We start from the raw sequence: 17,976 nt of genomic DNA, 5'->3' as shown, positions 1-17,976 counted from the left end.
CCCTTCGAATTGCCCCCGAGAGGTCATGACCGCCACCCGAAGAGCCCCCGACGAGCCGAACGCCTCGGACCTCGAGCGTATCCTCCGCGACGCCACGCGGCTTCAGCTCGACCTTGCCCGGGCCGCGAGCCTCCTGCGCGAGCGCGGCGGTGATCTCGCGCGGGATTTGCCAGGCGAGATCGACGCCCTGATCACGCAGCTCTCCACGTTTCGCACGAGCCTCGACGTGGAGCGGCGCGAGCAGGAGGGCGCCATGTCGCGCGAGGCGCAGGCCGCGCTCTTCGAGGTCGGCAAGGCGATCACCTCCTCGCTCGATCTCAAGACCGTGCTGAACCAGTGCATGGACTCCGTGATCGAGTTGACGAAGGCCGAGCGCGGCTACCTCGTCCTCGTCGACCAATACGGCAAGCTCGACGTCCAGGTCGCGCGGAACCTCGATCAGGACACCATTCGGAGCATGGAGTTTGCGTATTCGAGCTCCGTGGTCGAGGAGGTTTTGAAGAGCGAGCGCAGCGTGCTCACGAGCAATGCGCAGACGGACGAGCGATTCGCGCTCCAGCGCAGCGTGGCGATGTTCCGGCTCACGAGCATCATGGCCGCGCCCTTGCGCATCCGGGGCAAGGTGATCGGTGTCCTGTACGTGGACAACCGCGCCTTCACCGGGCAGTTCTCGCAAGCGAAGCTCGATTTGCTGGAGGCGTTCGCGGGGCAGGCCGCGATCGCGATCCACAATGCCAAGCTCTTCGGGCAGACCGACGAGGCGCTCAAGCAACGCCTCCTCGAGCTCGAAGGCCTTTACAAGGAGCTCGCCGTGGCCCGCGAGCGCGCCGAGAATGGCCTCGCGGCCGTCGAGCGCGAGATGCAGATCGGCCGCGTCCTCCAATCCGAGTTCCTCCCGCGTGATCTGCCCTCCTTGCCCGGCTGGCAGATCGCCGCCCGGTTCTTGCCGGCGCGCCAGCTCTCGGGCGATTTCTACGACGTCTTTCAGCTCGCCTCCGGCGAGGTCGCCGTCGCGATCGCCGACGTCTGCGACAAGGGCGTCGGCGCCGCGCTCTTCATGTCCCTCGTCCGCGGCCTGCTCCGCGCGTTCGCGCTCCGGGCGCCCCATCGGACCGCGGTCCTCGAGGCGATCACCCAGACGAACGATTACCTCGCCGAGAACCACGGCCGCACGGCCATGTTCACGACGCTCTTTTTCGGCGTCCTCGACCCGGAGAGCGGCGATCTCTCCTACGTCAATTGCGGGCACGACGCGCCGATCGTCCTCAGCGCGACCGGCGAGGAGAGCCGCCTCGAATCGACGGGCCCCGCGCTCGGCGCCATCCGGGACGTCGAATTCGAGATGGGACAGGTGACGTTGCTGCCCGGCGATTCTCTCGTGGCCTTCACGGACGGCGTGAGCGACGCGCTCGACCCCTCCGAGGCCCCGTTCAGCGAGGAAAAACTCCTCTCGATGCTGCGGGGCGGCGCGCCTTCCGTCACGACCATGCTCGGCGACGTCGTGGCCGCGCTCCGCCATCACATCGGGAGCGCCGCGCAGTTCGACGACATCACGCTGCTCGCGCTCCGCCGCAATCCGACCCGCCGCGACTTCCCCACGGGCCAGTACCGCGTGATCGAGCCGATTGCGCAGACCCTGGGAAAGCGCAACCGGCGCTGATCGAAGCGTTGAAAAACGGGGAAAGCGCGGGTAGCCTTCGAGCGTGCTCTGGGTTGGTGGGAAACGCCTCTACGGCAAGGTCGAGCAGGTCGGCAGCACCTACGTCGCGACGACGTTTGCCTTCCTCCAGTTCTTGCCGCTCTTCCCCGTGCGGTCGCACATCGTCGTCGCCGAGGGCGCGGCCGACACGCACACGGTCGTGCCCATCAAGATGCACTGGAAGAGCGTCGCGACGGGGTATCTCCGCGCGTACGGCATCGCGGCCACGCTCTTCACGTTCATCCCGGGCCTCGTCATGGCGGGCACCTCGAAGGTGCCGACGGCCTATGTCGGCGCGGGCCTCGTGCTCGCCTGCGCGGGGTTGACCACGGCGGCGTTCTCCAGGATCGGCCGCCTGAGCCGCGAGGAGAAAGCGCAACGCCTCCTTTACGCGCGTTTCCTCGGGCACCCGGTGCACCCGTCGATCCTCGACGAGGACATGCGCGGCGCCGTCGCGCAGAAGCTGCGTGATTTCCTGGAGGAGCGCGCGGCGGCGGTGATGACGGGCTCGAACTACCGCAAGGGCGGGCCCGTGAAGGCGGGGTATCGGGTGCTCGCGCTCGAGCCGTCGATGCGGGATCGGGAGTATCTCGAAGCGGCGTTCACGCTCGCCTGCATCGACGCGTCGCTCTCCGTGGGCCCGATGCGGGCCGACGCGGAGCGCGTGCACGGGGCGCTCTGGAACAAGCTGCTCGCGGAGCACCCGGACGTCATCGACGTCGTGCGGGACGCCGAGGCCGTGCAGCGCTCGTGGGTGAGCAACGTGCTCGGGTTCGTCCCGCTCGTGGCGGCCTTGGGCGTCTGCTGCGTGATGCTCCTGCGCAACGACGCCGTCTTCAAGTGGAGGCCGAGCGGGGCCGAGAAGAAGGCCGAATACGGGTTCGTGCCGGAAGAGCTTTTGCGCTGAGAAGGCGCGCCGCGCATGCGCCTTGTGGCGCCGCGGCTCCGCGCGGTACGATCGTGGGCGTTTTCCCAGGGAGCACCCACGCCCATGCGCCTTCTCCATTTCGCTGCGCCGTTCCTCCTCGTCGTTTCCCTCGCCGCGTCCGGTTGTAGCAGTGACGTCGCCTCGTCCTCGGGGGACGGCGCCGCCTCGGCGTCGTCGTCCTCGTCGGCCGGCGGCGCGGGCGGCATGGGCGGCATGGGCGGCATGGGCAGCGTGGGGGGTGGTTCGTCGTCCTCCTCGGGCACGGGCGCCGGCGGCGTTGCGTGCACGGACGAGGTCTGCAACGGCCTCGACGACGATTGCGACGGCGCCGTCGACGAGGACGCCTCTTTATGCCCTGGGCCCGGCGAGGTCTGCGCCGCGGGCGCTTGCAAGGCCGATTGTGTCCCTCCTGAGGCAAACCCTTGCGCGCCGGACACCGTCTGCAACGTCAGCGACAAAGACCCCGGCGCTTGCGTCGCGCCCGACGCCGGCTGCGTCGTCACCGGCCCGCTCGTCGCTTGTGGCGCCTCGACCTGCGGCCCCGGCACCACCTGCGACGCCGCCACGAACACCTGCGTCGCGTCTCTTCCTTGCGCGGGCATCGAGTGCCTCGGCGCGGTTTGTCGCGGCGTCGCTTGCCCCTGCGAGCGCCCCGCGCCGACCTGCACCGGCGCCACGCTCGAACAGCTCAACGCGGCGGCGTTCGTGAATGGCCTCGTCGACATCGACTTCGACCTCGCGTGCAATGCCTGGGGCGTCACCGTCATCAGCGGACCCGATTACCTGCGCAAGGTCAGCACCACCGGCCAGGTCTCCACGGTCCAGGGCGTCACGAACCTGAACATGGGCGAGGTCGCGGCGATCCAGGGCCAGAACGGCACGTTCGGCGGCAGCGTCACCGAGGTCGGGCTCACGTACAACTGCTGCGCGAACTGTGGTTGTCAGGGCACACCGCAGGGCGTCGCGTTCTTCGACCAGATGACGAATGCTCTGCCGCTCGTCATCCCGAGCGCGAAGATCACGACCGGCGCGGGCCCCTTCAAGAGCGGCTACCTCGACACCGGCCCGCAGGGCCTCACCTGGGGCCTCACGAAGAAGCTGTACGTGGGCAATGTCGATGCAGACGGCGATTTCCACACGGTCGACCTCGCCGATGGCACGAAGGGCCTCGTCGCCACGCTCCCGGCCCGCGTCTACGCCGCCTCGCCCTACGATGGGAGCCGCTTGCTCGTCGCGCTCGCGACGAAGGAGGTCGTGCTGCTCGACGTGAACACCGGCGCGACGACGCCCTTCGCGGCCCTGCCGGCGGACATCACGAGCCTCGCGCGGGATCCGTTCACCGGGCACGTCTATGTCTCGCTTTTCGGCGGCGAGATCCACGACCTCGATGGATCCGGCAACGATCTCGGGATGTTCGCGAAGGGCGCGAAGAGCGGCCGGATCGCCCTCGCGCGCGACAACCACCTTTACCACGTGAACGCCGCGCCCGTGGGCGGCGCCTCGATCGAGCGATTCCCGCTCCCGCAGACGTATTGAAGTTGACTCCTCGCGGGCCTTGCCTTCCAATCCTCATGTCAAAGTCGTGATCCGCCGCTGCCCGTGATGCTTCGATCCCTCCGCAGGCCCCTTCTCCTCGGGGCCCTTCTCCTCACGATGGCTTGCTCGAGCCGCGGGCCCACGCCCGAGGTCGGGCCCTCCGCGCCACCGCCCGAGCCGCTGCCGGTCGTCCCGAATCCGCCGTCGATCGCCGCGCCGCCGCCGCTCGAACCCAAAAAACCCGCGCCGCCCGCGCCGGTGGAGCCTTCCCCGCCGCCCGCCCCCCCGGAGACGAGCGCGCTCCCGGCCCGCGTGGACGGCATGATCCTCGTGCCCGCGGGGCCTTTCACGATGGGCGCCGACACGGGCGGCGAGGCCGACGAATGGCCGGCGCACACCGTGACGCTGCCGGCCTATTACCTCGACGAGTTCGAAGTGACGAACGGCGCCTACGCCCGCTGCATCGAGGCGAAGCTCTGCCCGCCGCCCGAGCCGAGCAACGCGGATCGCAATGGTGTGGGCCCGGACAAACGGTTCCGGGGCCCGAAGCAACCCGTGAGCAGCGTCTCGTGGGACAGCGCGCGTGCCTATTGCGCATTCGTGGACAAGCGCCTCCCGCGCGAGGCGGAGCTCGAAAAGGCGGCGCGCGGCGAGAGCGGTCGGCTCTACCCGTGGGGACACTCGCCGCCCGGGCCCGAGCGCGCGGTCTTCGCGGTCAGCGTCACGGCGGATGTCGGGACACACCCCGCGGGGCGTGGTCCTTATGGGCACCACGACCTCGCCGGCAACGTGTGGGAGTGGGCCGAGGACATCTACGATCCGTTCGCCTACAAGCGCGCCGGCGCCTCCGAGGGGCGCGGCGGGTCGTGCGAGGAGACCCTCGAAGCCTACGCGGAGCTCCGGCGAAAGCGCCAGCAGGGTTTTACCGGGTCGAACAAGATCCCGACCGAATGCGAGCGCGTCTTGCGTGGCGGCGGCTTCAACTATCACGCGACGGGGCTCCGCTCGACGAACCGCGTCCACCACCCGGCGCGCTACCGGATGGTGATGAGCGGGTTCCGATGCGCGAGGGACGCGAAGGGCTAGGGCGCAGGGCCGGCGGGGACATGGGCGATCGGAGAACCGCCCCATGGTGTAGGATGGACCGAGGGCACGACGTCGGCTCGGCGTTCGGGCTCCGGGACCACGTCACCATGACCGCGGAGGATCGGGGCGATCTCGAGCGTGAACTCGGGACCCGCCTTGCCAGAGGAGACCTGAGAGGCGTCGCGACGGCCCTGCTCGCGACGTACGGGCCCGAGATCTACGCGTTCCTCGCGGCCCTGCACCGCGACGAGAGCGACGCCGAGGAGGTCTTCTCCCGCTTCGGGGAGGCGCTCTGGCAGGGGCTCCAGCGCTTCGAGGGCCACGCCTCCTTCCGCACCTTCGCCTACGCCGTCGCGCGGAAGACCTCGGTTCACGTTCGCAGGGACGCGGCGCGTAGGCGCAAGCGCGAGGGCGAGCTCGACAGCGCCGAGCTCTCGGGCGTCATGGCCGAGGTTCGCGAGCGCACGGCCGCGTATCTGCGGACGACGACACGCAGCCGCCTCGCCGCGCTGCGCGCCTCGCTCCCCGAGGAGGACCAGGAGCTGCTGATGCTCCGCGTGGACCGCAAGCTGCCCTGGGACGAGCTTGCCGTGGTGCTGCGCGGCGAGGACGAGCCGCCCCTCTCGGCCGAGGACAAACGCCGCGAGGCGATGAGGCTACGCAAGAAGTTCCAGCTCCTGAAGGACCGGCTGCGCGAGATGGCCCGCCGCGAGGGCCTGCTCGACGAGGACGGGTGAGCACGATGTCGTCGCAGAGCTTCGCCTGGCTCATGTCCACGCTCGCGGGGAGCTCCTCGTCGGACGACGCGTCGGACGACTCGTTCCTGCGCGAGGTCGCGCGCATCGACGACGTGCCCGTGCCCCCCAAGCGTGAGGAGAGAGCGGGCAACCGGGTCGCGGAGCGGTACGTGCTCGTCTCGCTCCTCGGCCGCGGCGGGCAAGGCGCGGTGTGGGAGGCGGAGGACACGCTCACGGGCGAGCGGGTCGCGCTGAAGGTGCTGCGCTCGGTGTCGGCGACCTGCGCGGCGCGCGCGCAACGAGAGATCGCGGTGCTGCGGCTCCTGCGCCTGCCCGGCGTGGTGCGCCTCGTCGACGAGGGCCTCCAAGGCGACAGCCCCTTCCTCGTGACCGAGCGCATCATGGGCCGGCCTTTCCCCGGCGTGAGCGTCCCTTGCTCCTGGGAGGAGCTCGAGCCCGTCCTCGTCGGCCTGCTGGAGACGCTCGCGCGGATCCACGCCGTGGGCATCGTTCATCGCGATCTCAAGCCCGACAACGTGCTCGTGGGGCCGGACAAGCGCCCCGTGGTCCTCGATTTTGGCCTCTCGTCGCCCTCCGCCGCGTCGCCGGATCCGATCACGGACGCGGGGCAGATCGTCGGCACGCTCTCGTACCTCGCGCCCGAGCAGTTCCGCGAGCAACGCGCCACGGCGCGCACCGATCTCTACGCCGTCGGCGTCATGGCGTACCTCGCGCTCACGGGGCGCGTCCCCCATGAGAAGCGTGACATGTGCGCGTTCATTCTTTCGCGCCTGAACGAACCTGCGCCGAACCTGCGCACGCTCGTCCCGAGCCTGCCCTTCGAGGTGGCGCTCGTGCTCGATCAGCTCGTCGCCACGAACCCCGCGGATCGACCCCGCTCGGCCGCGGAGGTCGTGGTGCGGCTGCGGGATCGCGTCATCCCCTCGACACGTTCGAGCCGCGTCCCGCCGCCGCTCCGTCCGGTCCTGATGCCGCGGGATCGGCAGCCGCCGCGCACGGTGGCGGCGCTCCAGGCCTTGTTCTCCGGTCCGAACCGCCTGCTGTATCTGCAAGAGGACGCCGCCCGGGTGCTCTTCGCGCGGACCGCGGGCGAGCCTGCGCTCGTCGCGCGGGAGCTCGAAGCGTGGGTGCGCGCGGGCCTTGCGCGCTGGGACGGCGAACGCGTGGCCATGGATCGCGAGGCGATCGAGGTGCTCGAAGCGGGGCTCGTGGTCGCGCCGCACGACGACACGGGCGCGATGCGGCGCCATCTGACGCTGCGGCAGTGGGACCTCGTCGCATGGGTGGCGCTCGCGTTCCCGCACGCGGACGTGGGCGTGCTGGCCGAGGCGCGCGGCGACGATCCGGAGGACGTCGAGGTCGAGCTCGACGAGCTCGTGCGCGCGGAGGTCTTGCGCCCGCTGCCCGAGGGGAAATTCCTCCCGGTGCTCTGGCCGAATGTGGAGGAGTTCTGGACGGTCGAGGCGCAGCAGCGCGCGCACCGGGCGCTCGCCGCGGCCTTGCCGCTCGGCGCGCCGGGCCGGCTGATGCACCTGCTCAAGGGCGCCGCCGACGATCGGGAGAGCGCGGCCGACGTGACGCGGGAGGTCGTGCGGGCCTCGCAACGGCTCGCGGCCGAGGGGCGCACCACGCGGGCGACGCTCCTGCTCACGGAGGGCCTGCGGATGCTCCGGCAGAATCCGCAGGCGTCGCGCGAGGATCGGGCGCGGCTCTTCGCGTCGTGGGTGGAGATCGCGCTCGCGGAGAACACGTCGACGGCGCTCGATCGGGTGCTCTACGAGCTTTGCCGGCCCGGCGCGGCCGACGATCCGACGCTCGCGCACCTCGCGGCGCTCGTGCGCGCGGCGCTCGCGGCCGGGCCCTGGACGTCCCGCGTGCTCGTGGCAGCGGCCGAGGTGCCGCCGTTCACGGATCCGGCGCTCGAATTGCGGCGGCAGGGCGTGCGGGTGCTCGCGGCGCGGCGCGGGGCGCTCGCGGCCGAGGAGGCGACGATCGCCGAGGTCGCGGCGTGGGCCGAGGCCGGAGGGGATCGGGTCGCGCAGGCGCGCGCGGCGAGCTGGCTCGGACGGCTGCGGTATCGGCAGGGTCGCTTCGACGAGGCGGCGGCGTGCCATCTGACGGCGGCGGCGGGCGAGGGTTGGCCCGTGGCGCGGCTGTGGGCGCTGCTCTTCGGGGCCTCGGCGCTGCTCGAAGCGTTTCGTTTCGAGGAGGCGAAGGCCACAGCCGAGGAGGCGCTCGCCCTCGCGCGGCACTGCCGCCATGCCGTTTGCGCGGGCCGAGCCGAGTGGATCCTCCGATCGGTCGCGTACCGGATGGGCGTGATCGACGGCGGTCCCGTGGACCACGAGCTCGTCGAGGCGACGCCGCTCGTGGGCGGCTCGGACCTCGAAGCGCTCGTATGCCTGACCGAGGCCGCGGTCGCCCACCGCGCGGGGGATCGCGCCCTCGCGCGGGACCTCGCCGGCCGGGCCTACCGTGTGTGGCGGCCTTTGCAGGAGCGTGTCGGCGCGCTGCTCTGCGCGGGGCTTTTCCTCGCGCACGGCGGCGATTTGCCGGAGGCCGAGGTGCAGGCCTTCGTCGAGGCGGCGCGGACATGCCCGATCCCCGGCGTGGGCGTGCAGGCGCTCGCGCTCTTCGTGGTGGCCGGGGTGCCGGTCACGTGGGGGAGGGACGACGTCGACAGGCTCGTCGCGCTCGTCCCTGTGGATCGGCGACGGGATCGGATGGATGTGCTCTCGGTGGAGGAGGCGCTCGAAGGAATGCCACGCGCCTAGTCGTTTCACGCGGCCACGGCGCAGAGCGCGTTCACCGTCACGACGGCGCGGCCCGTGAGATCCGGCGTGTTCACGGCGCCGAGGTAGGTCAGCGCGTACGTCCCGCCGAGGCTCGCGTCAGGGGCGCTGTACGGCGCCTCGTTGAGGTTGTTCAGCGTGCTCGTCGTGACGCGGTCGAAGAGGTGCCACGTCTCCAGGGTGCCGCTGGCGATGGGCGTCACGACGAGCACGCCGACGCGCCGGTTGCCCTGGGTGATGTCGTAGATGCCGAGGTCGACCTGCTGCGGCAGGCTCGGCATCGCGGCGGAGATGCTCCCGGCGTTGTTCGAGGCGAGCCGGTCGCAACGCGCCTCGATGTACTCGATGCCACAACCCGTCGAGATCGTCAGCCGCGCGAGGTAGTCGTTCACGTTGAAGCTGGCCGGCGGCGCGCCGGTGCCCCGGAACGACAGACCCACCGGCGTGCCCAGGAACGAGCTGCTCGGGCGGACGTACTCCGCGTAACCGGAACCGACGGGCGCGCTCGTGTACAGGAACCAGTGCTCGACGCGGGTATCCCCGTCGAGCTCCGTCACCACGAGGCGCCCGACCTCGAGCAGCGGCGCGCTCGGAACGCGCGGATCGCGCTGAAAAAGAATGTACTGACCTGCGCCGATATGCCCACTGATCATGGCGTACTCTCCTCGGAAGAACGAACAAGAGGCCCCGGGCGGGACGAACGGCCCCCCAGCCTTCATCGAGAGAGTTCCCGCTGCGAACCGATGTGACGAAAAAAATCGCGTTGGCCGGAAGGTTTCTCCGACCCCCTCCGAGGGACCGAGGACGAGCCGTGGGGAAGCCGACCTTTGGCGCGCGGAGGCTGCTACGGAACCTCCGCGTCGCCCGCCGGGCCCTCCGGCGCCGGCGGGCGCGGCGGGGGGGTTACTTGCAGAGGCCGTTCACGCAGGTCGTGGCCGCCGGGCAGTCGGCGTTGCTCGCGCATTGCAGGATCGTGCAGTTGCCGTTCAGGCAGAGCTGCGGCGCGGGGCAGTTCAAGGCGCCCGGGTTGCCCTCGTCGACCATGCCGTCGCAGTCGTTGTCGATCCCGTCGCAGGTCTCGTTCGTGGGGACGCAGCCGTTCGGGTTGACGCACGTCCCGTTCGCCGGGTCACAGAGATGGCCGGCGGGGCAATCGGCGTCGGTCATGCAGCCCTGGAACGTGCACATGCCATTGACGCACGCGCCGCCCATCGGGCAGAGGAGCGCGCCGGGCGTGGACTCGTCGACCACGCCGTCGCAATCGTTGTCGTAGCCGTCGCAGAGCTCGGGCGTGGGCGAGCACATGCCGCCGCACTGGCCATTGACGCAAGGGGTGCCGTCGGCGCAGAACGCGTTGTCGTCGGGGATGCCGTTGCAATCGTCGTCGAGGCCGTTGCAAGCCTCGGGCGCCGGGACGCAGCCGCCTGGCACGCAGACGGCGACCATCGGGTTGCAGAGCTGGCCGGGCGGGCACTCGGCGTCGGTCATGCAATGCACGACCACGCAGGCGCCGGCCATGCAGGCGCCGCCGTTCGGGCAGAGGACCGTGCCGGGGTTCTGCTCGTCGACCTGGCCGTCGCAGTCGTTGTCGATCCCGTCGCATTGCTCGGGGAGGGCGCTGCACACCGGGTCCGGGACACACATCCCGGACATGTCGCAGAAATGGTCGGGGGGACAGTCGCACACGAGCTGGCACATGCCGTTCGCGTCGCAATACGCGTTCGGCGGGCACGGCATGTCCGCGCTACATTGCACCTGACCGCCGCACATGCCATTCACGCAGACGCTCCCGTTGGCGCAGACGACGGGGCCGTTCGGGGTCGCGTCGATCTGGCCGTCGAGATCGTCGTCGACGCCATTGCAGACCTCGGGCTGGGGGCCGTCGTTCTGCACGACACAAGCGCCGTTCACGCAGAACTGGCCGGGCGCGCAATCGGAGTCGGCAATACACGGGCCGTCGTTGCCGCCGATGATGACGTGATCGATACACCCGCCGAAGGGCGCGATCGCGAGGAGGGCGCCGAAGGGGAGGAGGGCCTTGAGGAAGGAAGCACGAAGGTTTTTCATGGGAGGACCGTCTTTCTCGTGGAGGAATGGGCGTGCGCGTCCGTTCGCCCGCGCGAGGGACGCACGGCGCGGTTGTCCGGGTCTTCGTCTGTCTTCGTGGCCGGACGTCCGCCGATCCGTGTCGAAATGTTAAGGGCTCGCGGGGCAGGCCTTCCGCACGCGATCGGCGAGCGGCGAACCGGGGCTCTCCGAGAGGAACCTGGCTGCCTCGGCGCGGGCCTCGGCGACGCGGCCGAGCTTGCAGAGCGCGAGCACGCGCGCCGCGGTCCGCTCCGCGCGGAGCGATTGCCCTTCCGCGCCCGCCGAGGTCTCGTCGAGCAAACGCAAGGCCTGCTCGGGATCCCCTTCCTTCATGGCGCCGTGCACGGCGCGAAGGCGCTTCGTTTCGGCGAGCAGCGGGTCCACGGGCGCCGGGGGAGGCTCGTTCGTCGCGAGGGGCGCCGCCGGCCGCTTGGGAAGCGCATTCACCACCGGTGTATTCGGGAGCGCGGGCGCAGGCGGCGGCGGTTCGTCCGTGGGGAGAGCCTCCAAAGGCCGCACCTCGACCTCCGCCGGCTTTTGCGCGGGCGGGGTTTGTCCGAAGGGTGCGGGCGCTTCGAGGTGTGTCGCCGCGGGGGGCGTCTCCACGTGCGTCGCCGTGGGCCCGAGGATCGCCACGGCAGAGGCGGCGCCGCCCACGATCAAGGCAAGCATTCCTTTCCACGCGAGACCACCGAGGGAAACCACGGCGCTGGTCTTGGCAGCGGAGGCGATCTTCGTGGCGGCGGCGACCTCGCCGAGCTTCGTCGTCGCGGCGTCGGCGACGCCCTCGCCCCCGACCGAAGCTGCTCCACCTGCGGCAATCGCGGCCGCGATCGATCGGCGCAGGCGGGCGCGATCGGCGGGCGAGGGCTCGTCCCCGTCGCGCCCTGCAAGAAGGATGGCCCGGGCTTCGGGGCCGAGCTCGCTCATCGGAGCCTCCACGTGTCGCGCGCCCGCTCCCGGGCGACCACTTGCTCGAAATCGCGCCGCGCCGCCCGCAGCCGCGCGTAAATGGTGTTCACGTTTTCCCCGAGCGCGTCCGCGATCTCGGGCGCCGTCATCTGCTCCAGCTCGGCGAGCACGAGCACGGTGCGTTTGTCGAATTCGAGCTCGTCGAGCAGCTTGTGCAAGAGGCGCGCGCCTTCGAGCCGAACGGTAAACTCGTGCGGGCCCTCCGTGCGCTCGTCGGGCACCGAATCGACGTCGACGGCCTCGGCCTTGCCGCAGGCGTGCGGGCTCTTTCGCCGCAGGGCGCGCCGGTGGTCGCTCGCGACGCGCGTGACGATGGAGCAGATCCACGTCTTCAGCGAGGAGCGGCCCTCGAACTGGCCGAGGCGGCGATACACGACGAGGAAGACCTCCTGCACGGCGTCGTCGACGAGCGCGTCGGGGACGCCGAGGCGGCGCACGTTGCGGAAGACGAGATCGAAATGCTCCTCGTAGACGGTTTCGAAGGGGGGCACGGCGACCACCTCGCCCCCACCCCCCGGGCGCGCCGCGGCCGTGGACTCGGGGGCGAGCGGCGAGGGGAGGGCAGCGTGGCAGGAGGCGGAAGGGGGCAAGCGTGTCCTTGGTGGCCGGCGCCTTCTCGTTCCGTGATCAAAAATCTCAGAACCGCACCTCGAAGCCGAGCTCGGCCCGCCCGACGACGGGCGAGGCGCGGTGAACGGTGCCGAGGCCCGAGATGACGAGGTCCGGGTGGACGATGGGCACGCCGGCGCCGAGGCCGACGACGAGGGCGACGGGCCGCGCGAACATCCAGCCGAACCGTCCGCCGGCGGAGAGGGCGAGCCAGGGGGCGGCGCCCTGGCCCGGGGAGGAGACGCCGGCGCTGGAGCTCTGGATCCGGCCGGCCTCGAAGGCGACGCAGGGGCCGAGCTCGATGCGGGGGCGCCGGAAGAAGGCCGCGCAGGCGCCGACGTGGGCGAGGGTGAGGTCGATGTCGCCGGTGGCGGTGCCGAGGGTGGGGAAGGGAAAGGTGCGCGTCGGGAGGTAGGTGAGGCCCGCTTCGAGGCGGTAGTTGCCGACGAAGAGGGAGATCGCGGCGCCGAGGCCGAGGGTGGGGGTGGGGAAGGTGCCGGCGTCGGCGAGGGCACGCACGGAGAGGGCCATCGGCGGCGGTGGCGGTTGTGGGGATACCGACAGAGGGACCTTCGAAACCGATACGCGCTTCGGTTCGGGTCGTGGGGGGGAGGGCTGGAACCGATGCGCGCTTCGGTTTGGGTCGTGGGGGGGAGGGCTCGGACCGATACGCGCTTCGGTTTGGGTCGTGGGGGGGAGGGCCGGAACCGATACGCGCTTCGGTTCGGGTCGTGGGGGGGAGGGCTCGGACCGATGCGCGCTTCGGTTCGGGTCGTGGGGGGGAGGGCTCGTGGTGATGTGCGCTTCCGTTCGGGTCGTGGGGGGGACCTCCGGCGGCGGTTCGGCGATCACGTCCGGATCGATCATCATGGCGATGATCAAGGCTGCGGCCTCGCCGAGGGCTGCGCAGGAGGTGGCCTCGACCTCACGCGTCCGGGGTCCCTCCTCGCTCCGTGTCTCCAGCCGAACCCGATACCGCCCCGCCTCGTCGCGCTTCACCTCGGCCGTGACGTCGAGCGGCGCGGCCTGCGCGCCTCGGCCGCCGAGCAATCGATCCACCTCGGCCGAGACCACCTCGGCCGTGGGACACCCTTCCGGCGCGGACCATCGCAAGCGCACCGCGCTCTCGGCGTGCGCATCGGCGGCGAGGCCGAGCGACGCGAGGGAGGCGAGGATCAAGGAAGGGGCGCGGGCCCGAAGCATGGGGTCACCCAGGTCATCGAGGCGCGGGCTGGCTCGTGACGACGAGACCAGGGATCGCGTGCTGTTCGGCGAGATCGCGGCACATGACGAGCACCTTGGGATTCAGCCATGTGAGCTCGCGCTTGATCGCCTCGGCGAGCGCGGAAGCCGCGGCGGGCGTCGGCGGGCGATCCTCTTCGAGCCAGAGCACGACGGGGACCTTGTGCTTGCACCCCAGGAGGGAGCGCAAGAACGGGCCGAGATCGTTCCGGTCGAGGGGGGTTCGCTGACATGCCCACGCCATCGAGGCGATCGAATCACGCACTTTCCACGCGATCTCTTTCGCGAGCTCACCGCTCGTGAGCCGCTGCTTGTTCTCGATTCGATAGTCCCGGAAGTCCTTGACCTCGATGAACCAGGGCGCGCCGAAGAGCAGGCCTACGAAATCGACGGCCCGGGTCCCTTCGAATCGCTTCAATCCATCCTGAAACGCGGTGTGGTCGTCCCACTTGAGGATCTGCCAGTCGTCCCCGAAGGAGAAGGAGAGCCGCCCCTCGACGTGAAGCGCGCTCACGCGGTGCTCCGCGCGTCTTCGTCGAAGAGCTTCCGCTCGAAATCGTAATGCTTCGTGAACTCGTCGAGGATCGGATTGTCCGGCAGCTCGGCGAGCGTGCTGCCCGGCGCGATTTGCACCGGGTCGTGCTCTTCCTTCCGGTGAAATGCGAAGAAGCGAATGGGAACATCTGGACACCGGCCATACTCCGAGAGGAGGGAGAGCTTGTGGGCGAGCAGATAATCGTGCGTCGTGACGAAGATCTGCACGCCGCGCTTTCCGAGCTCGAGCAGGATGTCCACCACGAGGGAGACGAGCCGGGGATTGAGGTTTGCCTCCGGTTCGTCCCAGAACAGAATGCCGTTCTTCGTGAGGGAACCATTGAGGACGAGGTGCGCGAGGCCAGCGATCTTGCGCAAGCCTTCCGCGACGAGATGGGCTTCCATAGCGCCGTCCTTGCGCACGAGGTAGAATCGCCCGCCCTGGAGGGCGACGTTTCCCCCGAGCGCGGCCTCGATGGGCTCGATCAGCGCCTTGGCCTGCGCGGAGCGGGGGCCGCGCAGCACGGCCCGGCTGAGGGCAAGACACGCGTCGTAGTAGGTCTCGTCGAAGGAGAGCTCCCGATCCTGGTACGCGGCGATGAACCCCTCGTACATGGCGAGGATTTCGCGCGTCGGGAGGAAGATGGTCGGCTCTTCGCTCTTCCAGGTCGCCGCGCGCACGTCGAGCTTCTTTTTGCCGCGGGTATACAGCGTCAGCCGCAAATCCCCGGAGCTGCCCTCGATGTCGATGTCGCCGTGTCCTTGCCCTTTGCGTCGCCGCACGAGGCGTCCGAGGAATCCGTCGTCGGGACGGAACACCTTGGCGAGCTTTTCATGCATACGGGCGTCGAGGGGGATCGTGCTCTCGGCGTGCTCCATGACCTTGATGGGCGCGTAAAGCGCCTTCATGGCGTGCGACTTCCCCGTGGCGTTCGTTCCCAGGAATACGTTGATGCCGGCGCAGGGCTGGAACGCGACGTCCTTGAACGCGCCGAACTCCGTCAACCGGACCGCCTGGATTTTCATGGGAGCGCCCCGAGCCTACTCGTGATGGAACCCGCGCGCATCCGGGTTCATCATGCCCCGCGGATGAGCCGGCCGAAAACGAGCAGCGCCGCGCGCCCTTCCCCGACGGGCCTGCCCTCCCGTGAAGGCCTGCTCCGGGACCTCGGCCGCTCGCCCGACGAGCGCCCCGTCTTCTCCTTGCCCTCGCCGCTCCTTCCCTGGCTCGGCATCCTCCTCGGCATCGCCGTCGCGATCCTCGCGCGCGGGCTCGTGCGGGTGGGGCCTTGGGGCGCCACGCTCTGGGTCGCGCTCGTCCTCGCGGTCGTCGTTGTCCTGCTTTATCCGCGCAAGCTCGTCGTCGGCGAGGATGGGCTCTTGCTCGTCTGGATCCGCGCCCGCTTCATCCCTTATCGCGACATCGCCTACGTCGAGACCTCCGACGGGTTTTACCTTCGCCACCCCGGCATCAACATCGCCCTCCGCTCGGGCCGCGCCGTCGATTTCGCCACCAGCGTCTTCAAGGATCGCTGGGCCGAGCGCGACGCCCTCCTCAGCTTGATTCGCGCCACCACGGAGGCCGCGAGCGCGCGCCGCCCCGCCAGCGCGCCCGACGCCCTCGGCCGCGGCGGCAGGCCCTACGACGCCTGGGCGCGCGCGCTCCGGGCGATCGGATCGGGCGCCCACGAGGGCATCCGCACCTCGCCCGTCCCCGCCGACGAGCTGCTCCGCGTCGCCGAGAACCCGGGCGCGCCGGTCGTCGATCGCGCCGCCGCGTTCGTCGCCCTCGCCGCCTCGCGGGACGACGAGCACTTGCGCCGCTTGCGTATCGCCGTCGACCTCACGGCCGCGCCCGAGACCAAGGCCGCGCTGCAAGCGGCGCTCGCGGCGGACGGCGACGAGGCTTCGATCGCCGAGGTCCTCGCGTTTGCCGAGACAAGGACGCCGCGGCGCTGAGCCCGCGATCCATCGGCGTCGGAAACCGGGCGAAACCCTCGCCACGACGCCCTCCTTCCTTAATGATGGCGCATGCCCTTGCGCCGCACGTGTCCCTCGGCGCTCGTCCTCGCGAGCGCCGCCCTCCTCGTCGCCTGCTCCGATCCTGTCGAGCTCCCCATCCCGCCCGCGCCGTATACGCCGCCGCCGAGCTCCACCGTCGTCGAGGACGGACCCGTGCGGATTCGCCGCGACGTCTTCCTCGTCCCCGGCGTCACGCCCCCGCCGAACCCCCTGACGGGCAGCGCGACGCCCGCCGAGCTCAACGCCGTCCGCGTCGTTCGGTACCGCGTCGACGCCGATCCGCCGGCGCCTGCCCGCGCGGTCGCCGTCCTCATGCCCGGCTTCCTCGGCGGCGCCAGCAGCTACGATTCCATGGCGCGCGCGGTCGTGCGCAGGTCCAAGCAGGGCGAGGCCTTCGAGGCCTGGGCCATCGATCGACGCTCGAACTTGCTCGAGGATCACCACGGCCTCGACGTCGCCGAGTTCCGCAAGGATCCCGAGATCGCGAAGCGCTACTACTTCGAGGAGGAGCCCGCCGAGGACAAGACGTTCCCGGGCTTCGTTGATCAAACCGCGGTCGATTACGCCTCCGAGTGGGGGCTCGACACCACGATCGGCGACCTCCGCCGCGTCATCGAGATCGTCGCGCCCGAGGAGCGCAAGGCGCGCGTCTTCCTCGTCGGCCACTCGCTCGGCGCCACGATCGTCGAGGAGTACGCGGCCTGGGATTTCGACGGAAAGCCTGGTTACGGCGAGCTCGCGGGCCTCGTCCTCGTCGACGGCGTCGCGCGGCAGGAGGGTGCCGCTGCCCCGACGATCACCGAGGAGGACTACCTGAAAGGCTCGTCCCAGGAGCCCAACGCCTACCTCACCCCGGGCCTCGAGACGATCCGCAAGACCACGCGTTACATCGCGCTCCCCTTGCTCGGCCTCAAGATCTACCCCGTCGCCGCGGTCGCCGGCATGCGCGCGATGTGGTCGCCCACCGCGATCACCGAGGATCCCTACCGCGACAACGCCTTCCTCACGCTCCTCTCGCTCACCCAGGTCCCGCGCATGACGAACCGCGCGGCCATGGGGTTCGCCATGGACGAAGCGTCGAACGGCGTCTCCTTCGCGGCCGTCTCGTGTGGCGAGAGCAAGGGCGGCGCGCTCGCCGCGTACGACAGCCTCTTCGGCACCAAGCTCATCCAGCCCTCCGATCCTACGGCCACGTACGATTGGGTGGAGTACGACGCCAAGAGCCCGCGCGAGCACACCTCCCTGGACGACATTTCGCGCTCCTGGTTCGAGGGCCCCTCGCTCGATTTCGCCGAGTGGTACTTCCCGGCGCGCCTCTCGCTCGACGCCCAGGCCGCGGCCACGCTCGTCTTGAAAGATGGCGACTGGCCCCTCGCAACGCACGGAATGCGCGCGATTCACGGCGCTTCCATGGACCTCCCGATCTTCGCCGCCGTCGCGGGCCTCGTCGGGGACACGGCCGCCCTCGACCCGCTGCGCGCGCTCGTTCAGAACGTACCCATCGGACCGGACCGGCCCCTCGCGGGCAAACCTCGCACGGATCCCGATGCGTTCGTCGTGCTCGACATCGTCAAGCTCACGCACATCGATCCCCTGTCCGGCACCGATGACGGTCAGGGCGATGTGACGAAATGGTACGACTCGCTCACCACGTGGATGACCACGAACAGCCCCGCAGGGGGGGTGGTCCTCGCTCCATCGGACCCGTGA

15 protein-coding genes are annotated in these 17,976 nt (G+C 70.3%); 8 read left to right on the top strand and 7 right to left on the bottom strand.

The window, feature by feature from the left end:
- Window positions 1-25: 25 nt before the first annotated feature.
- The 6 genes from E8A74_RS02250 to E8A74_RS02225 all read left to right on the top strand — a co-directional run bounded on the left by E8A74_RS02250 (window position 26) and on the right by E8A74_RS02225 (window position 8,781).
- Complete coding sequence (locus E8A74_RS02250) at window positions 26-1,660, top strand: PP2C family protein-serine/threonine phosphatase (RefSeq protein ID WP_136927232.1); 1,635 nt, start codon at window positions 26-28, stop codon at window positions 1,658-1,660.
- Between the two features lie 43 nt (window positions 1,661-1,703).
- Window positions 1,704-2,606 carry a hypothetical protein gene (locus tag E8A74_RS02245; protein ID WP_136927231.1) on the top strand — a complete coding sequence of 301 codons (903 nt, stop codon included), beginning with the start codon at window positions 1,704-1,706 and terminating at the stop codon, window positions 2,604-2,606.
- Between the two features lie 84 nt (window positions 2,607-2,690).
- The gene (locus E8A74_RS02240; protein WP_136927230.1) at window positions 2,691-4,163 is read left to right on the top strand and encodes an SMP-30/gluconolactonase/LRE family protein; all 1,473 of its coding nucleotides are present in this window, start codon (window positions 2,691-2,693) and stop codon (window positions 4,161-4,163) included.
- Window positions 4,164-4,229: 66 nt separating this feature from the next.
- Window positions 4,230-5,249, top strand: coding sequence for a formylglycine-generating enzyme family protein (locus E8A74_RS02235; protein ID WP_136927229.1), 1,020 nt, complete (start codon window positions 4,230-4,232; stop codon window positions 5,247-5,249).
- Window positions 5,250-5,302: 53 nt separating this feature from the next.
- Complete coding sequence (locus E8A74_RS02230) at window positions 5,303-5,986, top strand: RNA polymerase sigma factor (RefSeq protein ID WP_170228789.1); 684 nt, start codon at window positions 5,303-5,305, stop codon at window positions 5,984-5,986.
- 5 nt (window positions 5,987-5,991) lie between these two features.
- Window positions 5,992-8,781 carry a serine/threonine-protein kinase gene (locus tag E8A74_RS02225; RefSeq protein WP_232379360.1) on the top strand — a complete coding sequence of 930 codons (2,790 nt, stop codon included), beginning with the start codon at window positions 5,992-5,994 and terminating at the stop codon, window positions 8,779-8,781.
- 5 nt (window positions 8,782-8,786) lie between these two features.
- On the opposite strand, the gene E8A74_RS02220 is transcribed toward E8A74_RS02225, so the two are convergent.
- The 7 genes from E8A74_RS02220 to E8A74_RS02190 form a co-directional block, all read right to left on the bottom strand.
- On the bottom strand, window positions 8,787-9,452 hold the full coding sequence (locus E8A74_RS02220) for a hypothetical protein (protein WP_136927226.1): 666 nt from the start codon (window positions 9,450-9,452) through the stop codon (window positions 8,787-8,789).
- A gap of 250 nt (window positions 9,453-9,702) precedes the next feature.
- The gene (locus E8A74_RS02215) at window positions 9,703-10,866 is read right to left on the bottom strand and encodes a MopE-related protein (RefSeq protein ID WP_136927225.1); all 1,164 of its coding nucleotides are present in this window, start codon (window positions 10,864-10,866) and stop codon (window positions 9,703-9,705) included.
- Between the two features lie 129 nt (window positions 10,867-10,995).
- Window positions 10,996-11,817, bottom strand: coding sequence for a hypothetical protein (locus E8A74_RS51770; protein ID WP_170228788.1), 822 nt, complete (start codon window positions 11,815-11,817; stop codon window positions 10,996-10,998).
- On the bottom strand, window positions 11,814-12,350 hold the full coding sequence (locus E8A74_RS51765) for an RNA polymerase sigma factor (protein ID WP_170228787.1): 537 nt from the start codon (window positions 12,348-12,350) through the stop codon (window positions 11,814-11,816). The genes E8A74_RS51770 and E8A74_RS51765 overlap by 4 nt, the downstream gene beginning before the upstream one ends.
- Window positions 12,351-12,495: 145 nt before the next feature.
- Window positions 12,496-13,671 carry a hypothetical protein gene (locus E8A74_RS51760; RefSeq protein ID WP_170228786.1) on the bottom strand — a complete coding sequence of 392 codons (1,176 nt, stop codon included), beginning with the start codon at window positions 13,669-13,671 and terminating at the stop codon, window positions 12,496-12,498.
- Between the two features lie 13 nt (window positions 13,672-13,684).
- Window positions 13,685-14,224, bottom strand: coding sequence for a hypothetical protein (locus tag E8A74_RS02195; RefSeq protein ID WP_136927222.1), 540 nt, complete (start codon window positions 14,222-14,224; stop codon window positions 13,685-13,687).
- Window positions 14,221-15,270 (bottom strand): AAA family ATPase, encoded by a 1,050-nt coding sequence (locus E8A74_RS02190; RefSeq protein WP_136927221.1) that lies wholly within the window; start codon window positions 15,268-15,270, stop codon window positions 14,221-14,223. The genes E8A74_RS02195 and E8A74_RS02190 overlap by 4 nt, the downstream gene beginning before the upstream one ends.
- Window positions 15,271-15,333: 63 nt before the next feature.
- Between E8A74_RS02190 and E8A74_RS02185 the strand changes: the two genes are divergently transcribed.
- Both E8A74_RS02185 and E8A74_RS02180 read left to right on the top strand, forming a co-directional pair.
- The gene (locus E8A74_RS02185) at window positions 15,334-16,203 is read left to right on the top strand and encodes a hypothetical protein (protein WP_136927220.1); all 870 of its coding nucleotides are present in this window, start codon (window positions 15,334-15,336) and stop codon (window positions 16,201-16,203) included.
- Between the two features lie 72 nt (window positions 16,204-16,275).
- Window positions 16,276-17,976, top strand: coding sequence for an alpha/beta fold hydrolase (locus tag E8A74_RS02180; RefSeq protein WP_136927219.1), 1,701 nt, complete (start codon window positions 16,276-16,278; stop codon window positions 17,974-17,976).

This window comes from Polyangium fumosum (genome assembly GCF_005144585.1).
GTDB lineage: Bacteria > Myxococcota_A > Polyangia > Polyangiales > Polyangiaceae > Polyangium > Polyangium fumosum.
The sequence above is the reverse complement of the archived record's forward strand: the minus strand, read 5'-3'. Positions and strand labels throughout refer to the sequence as shown.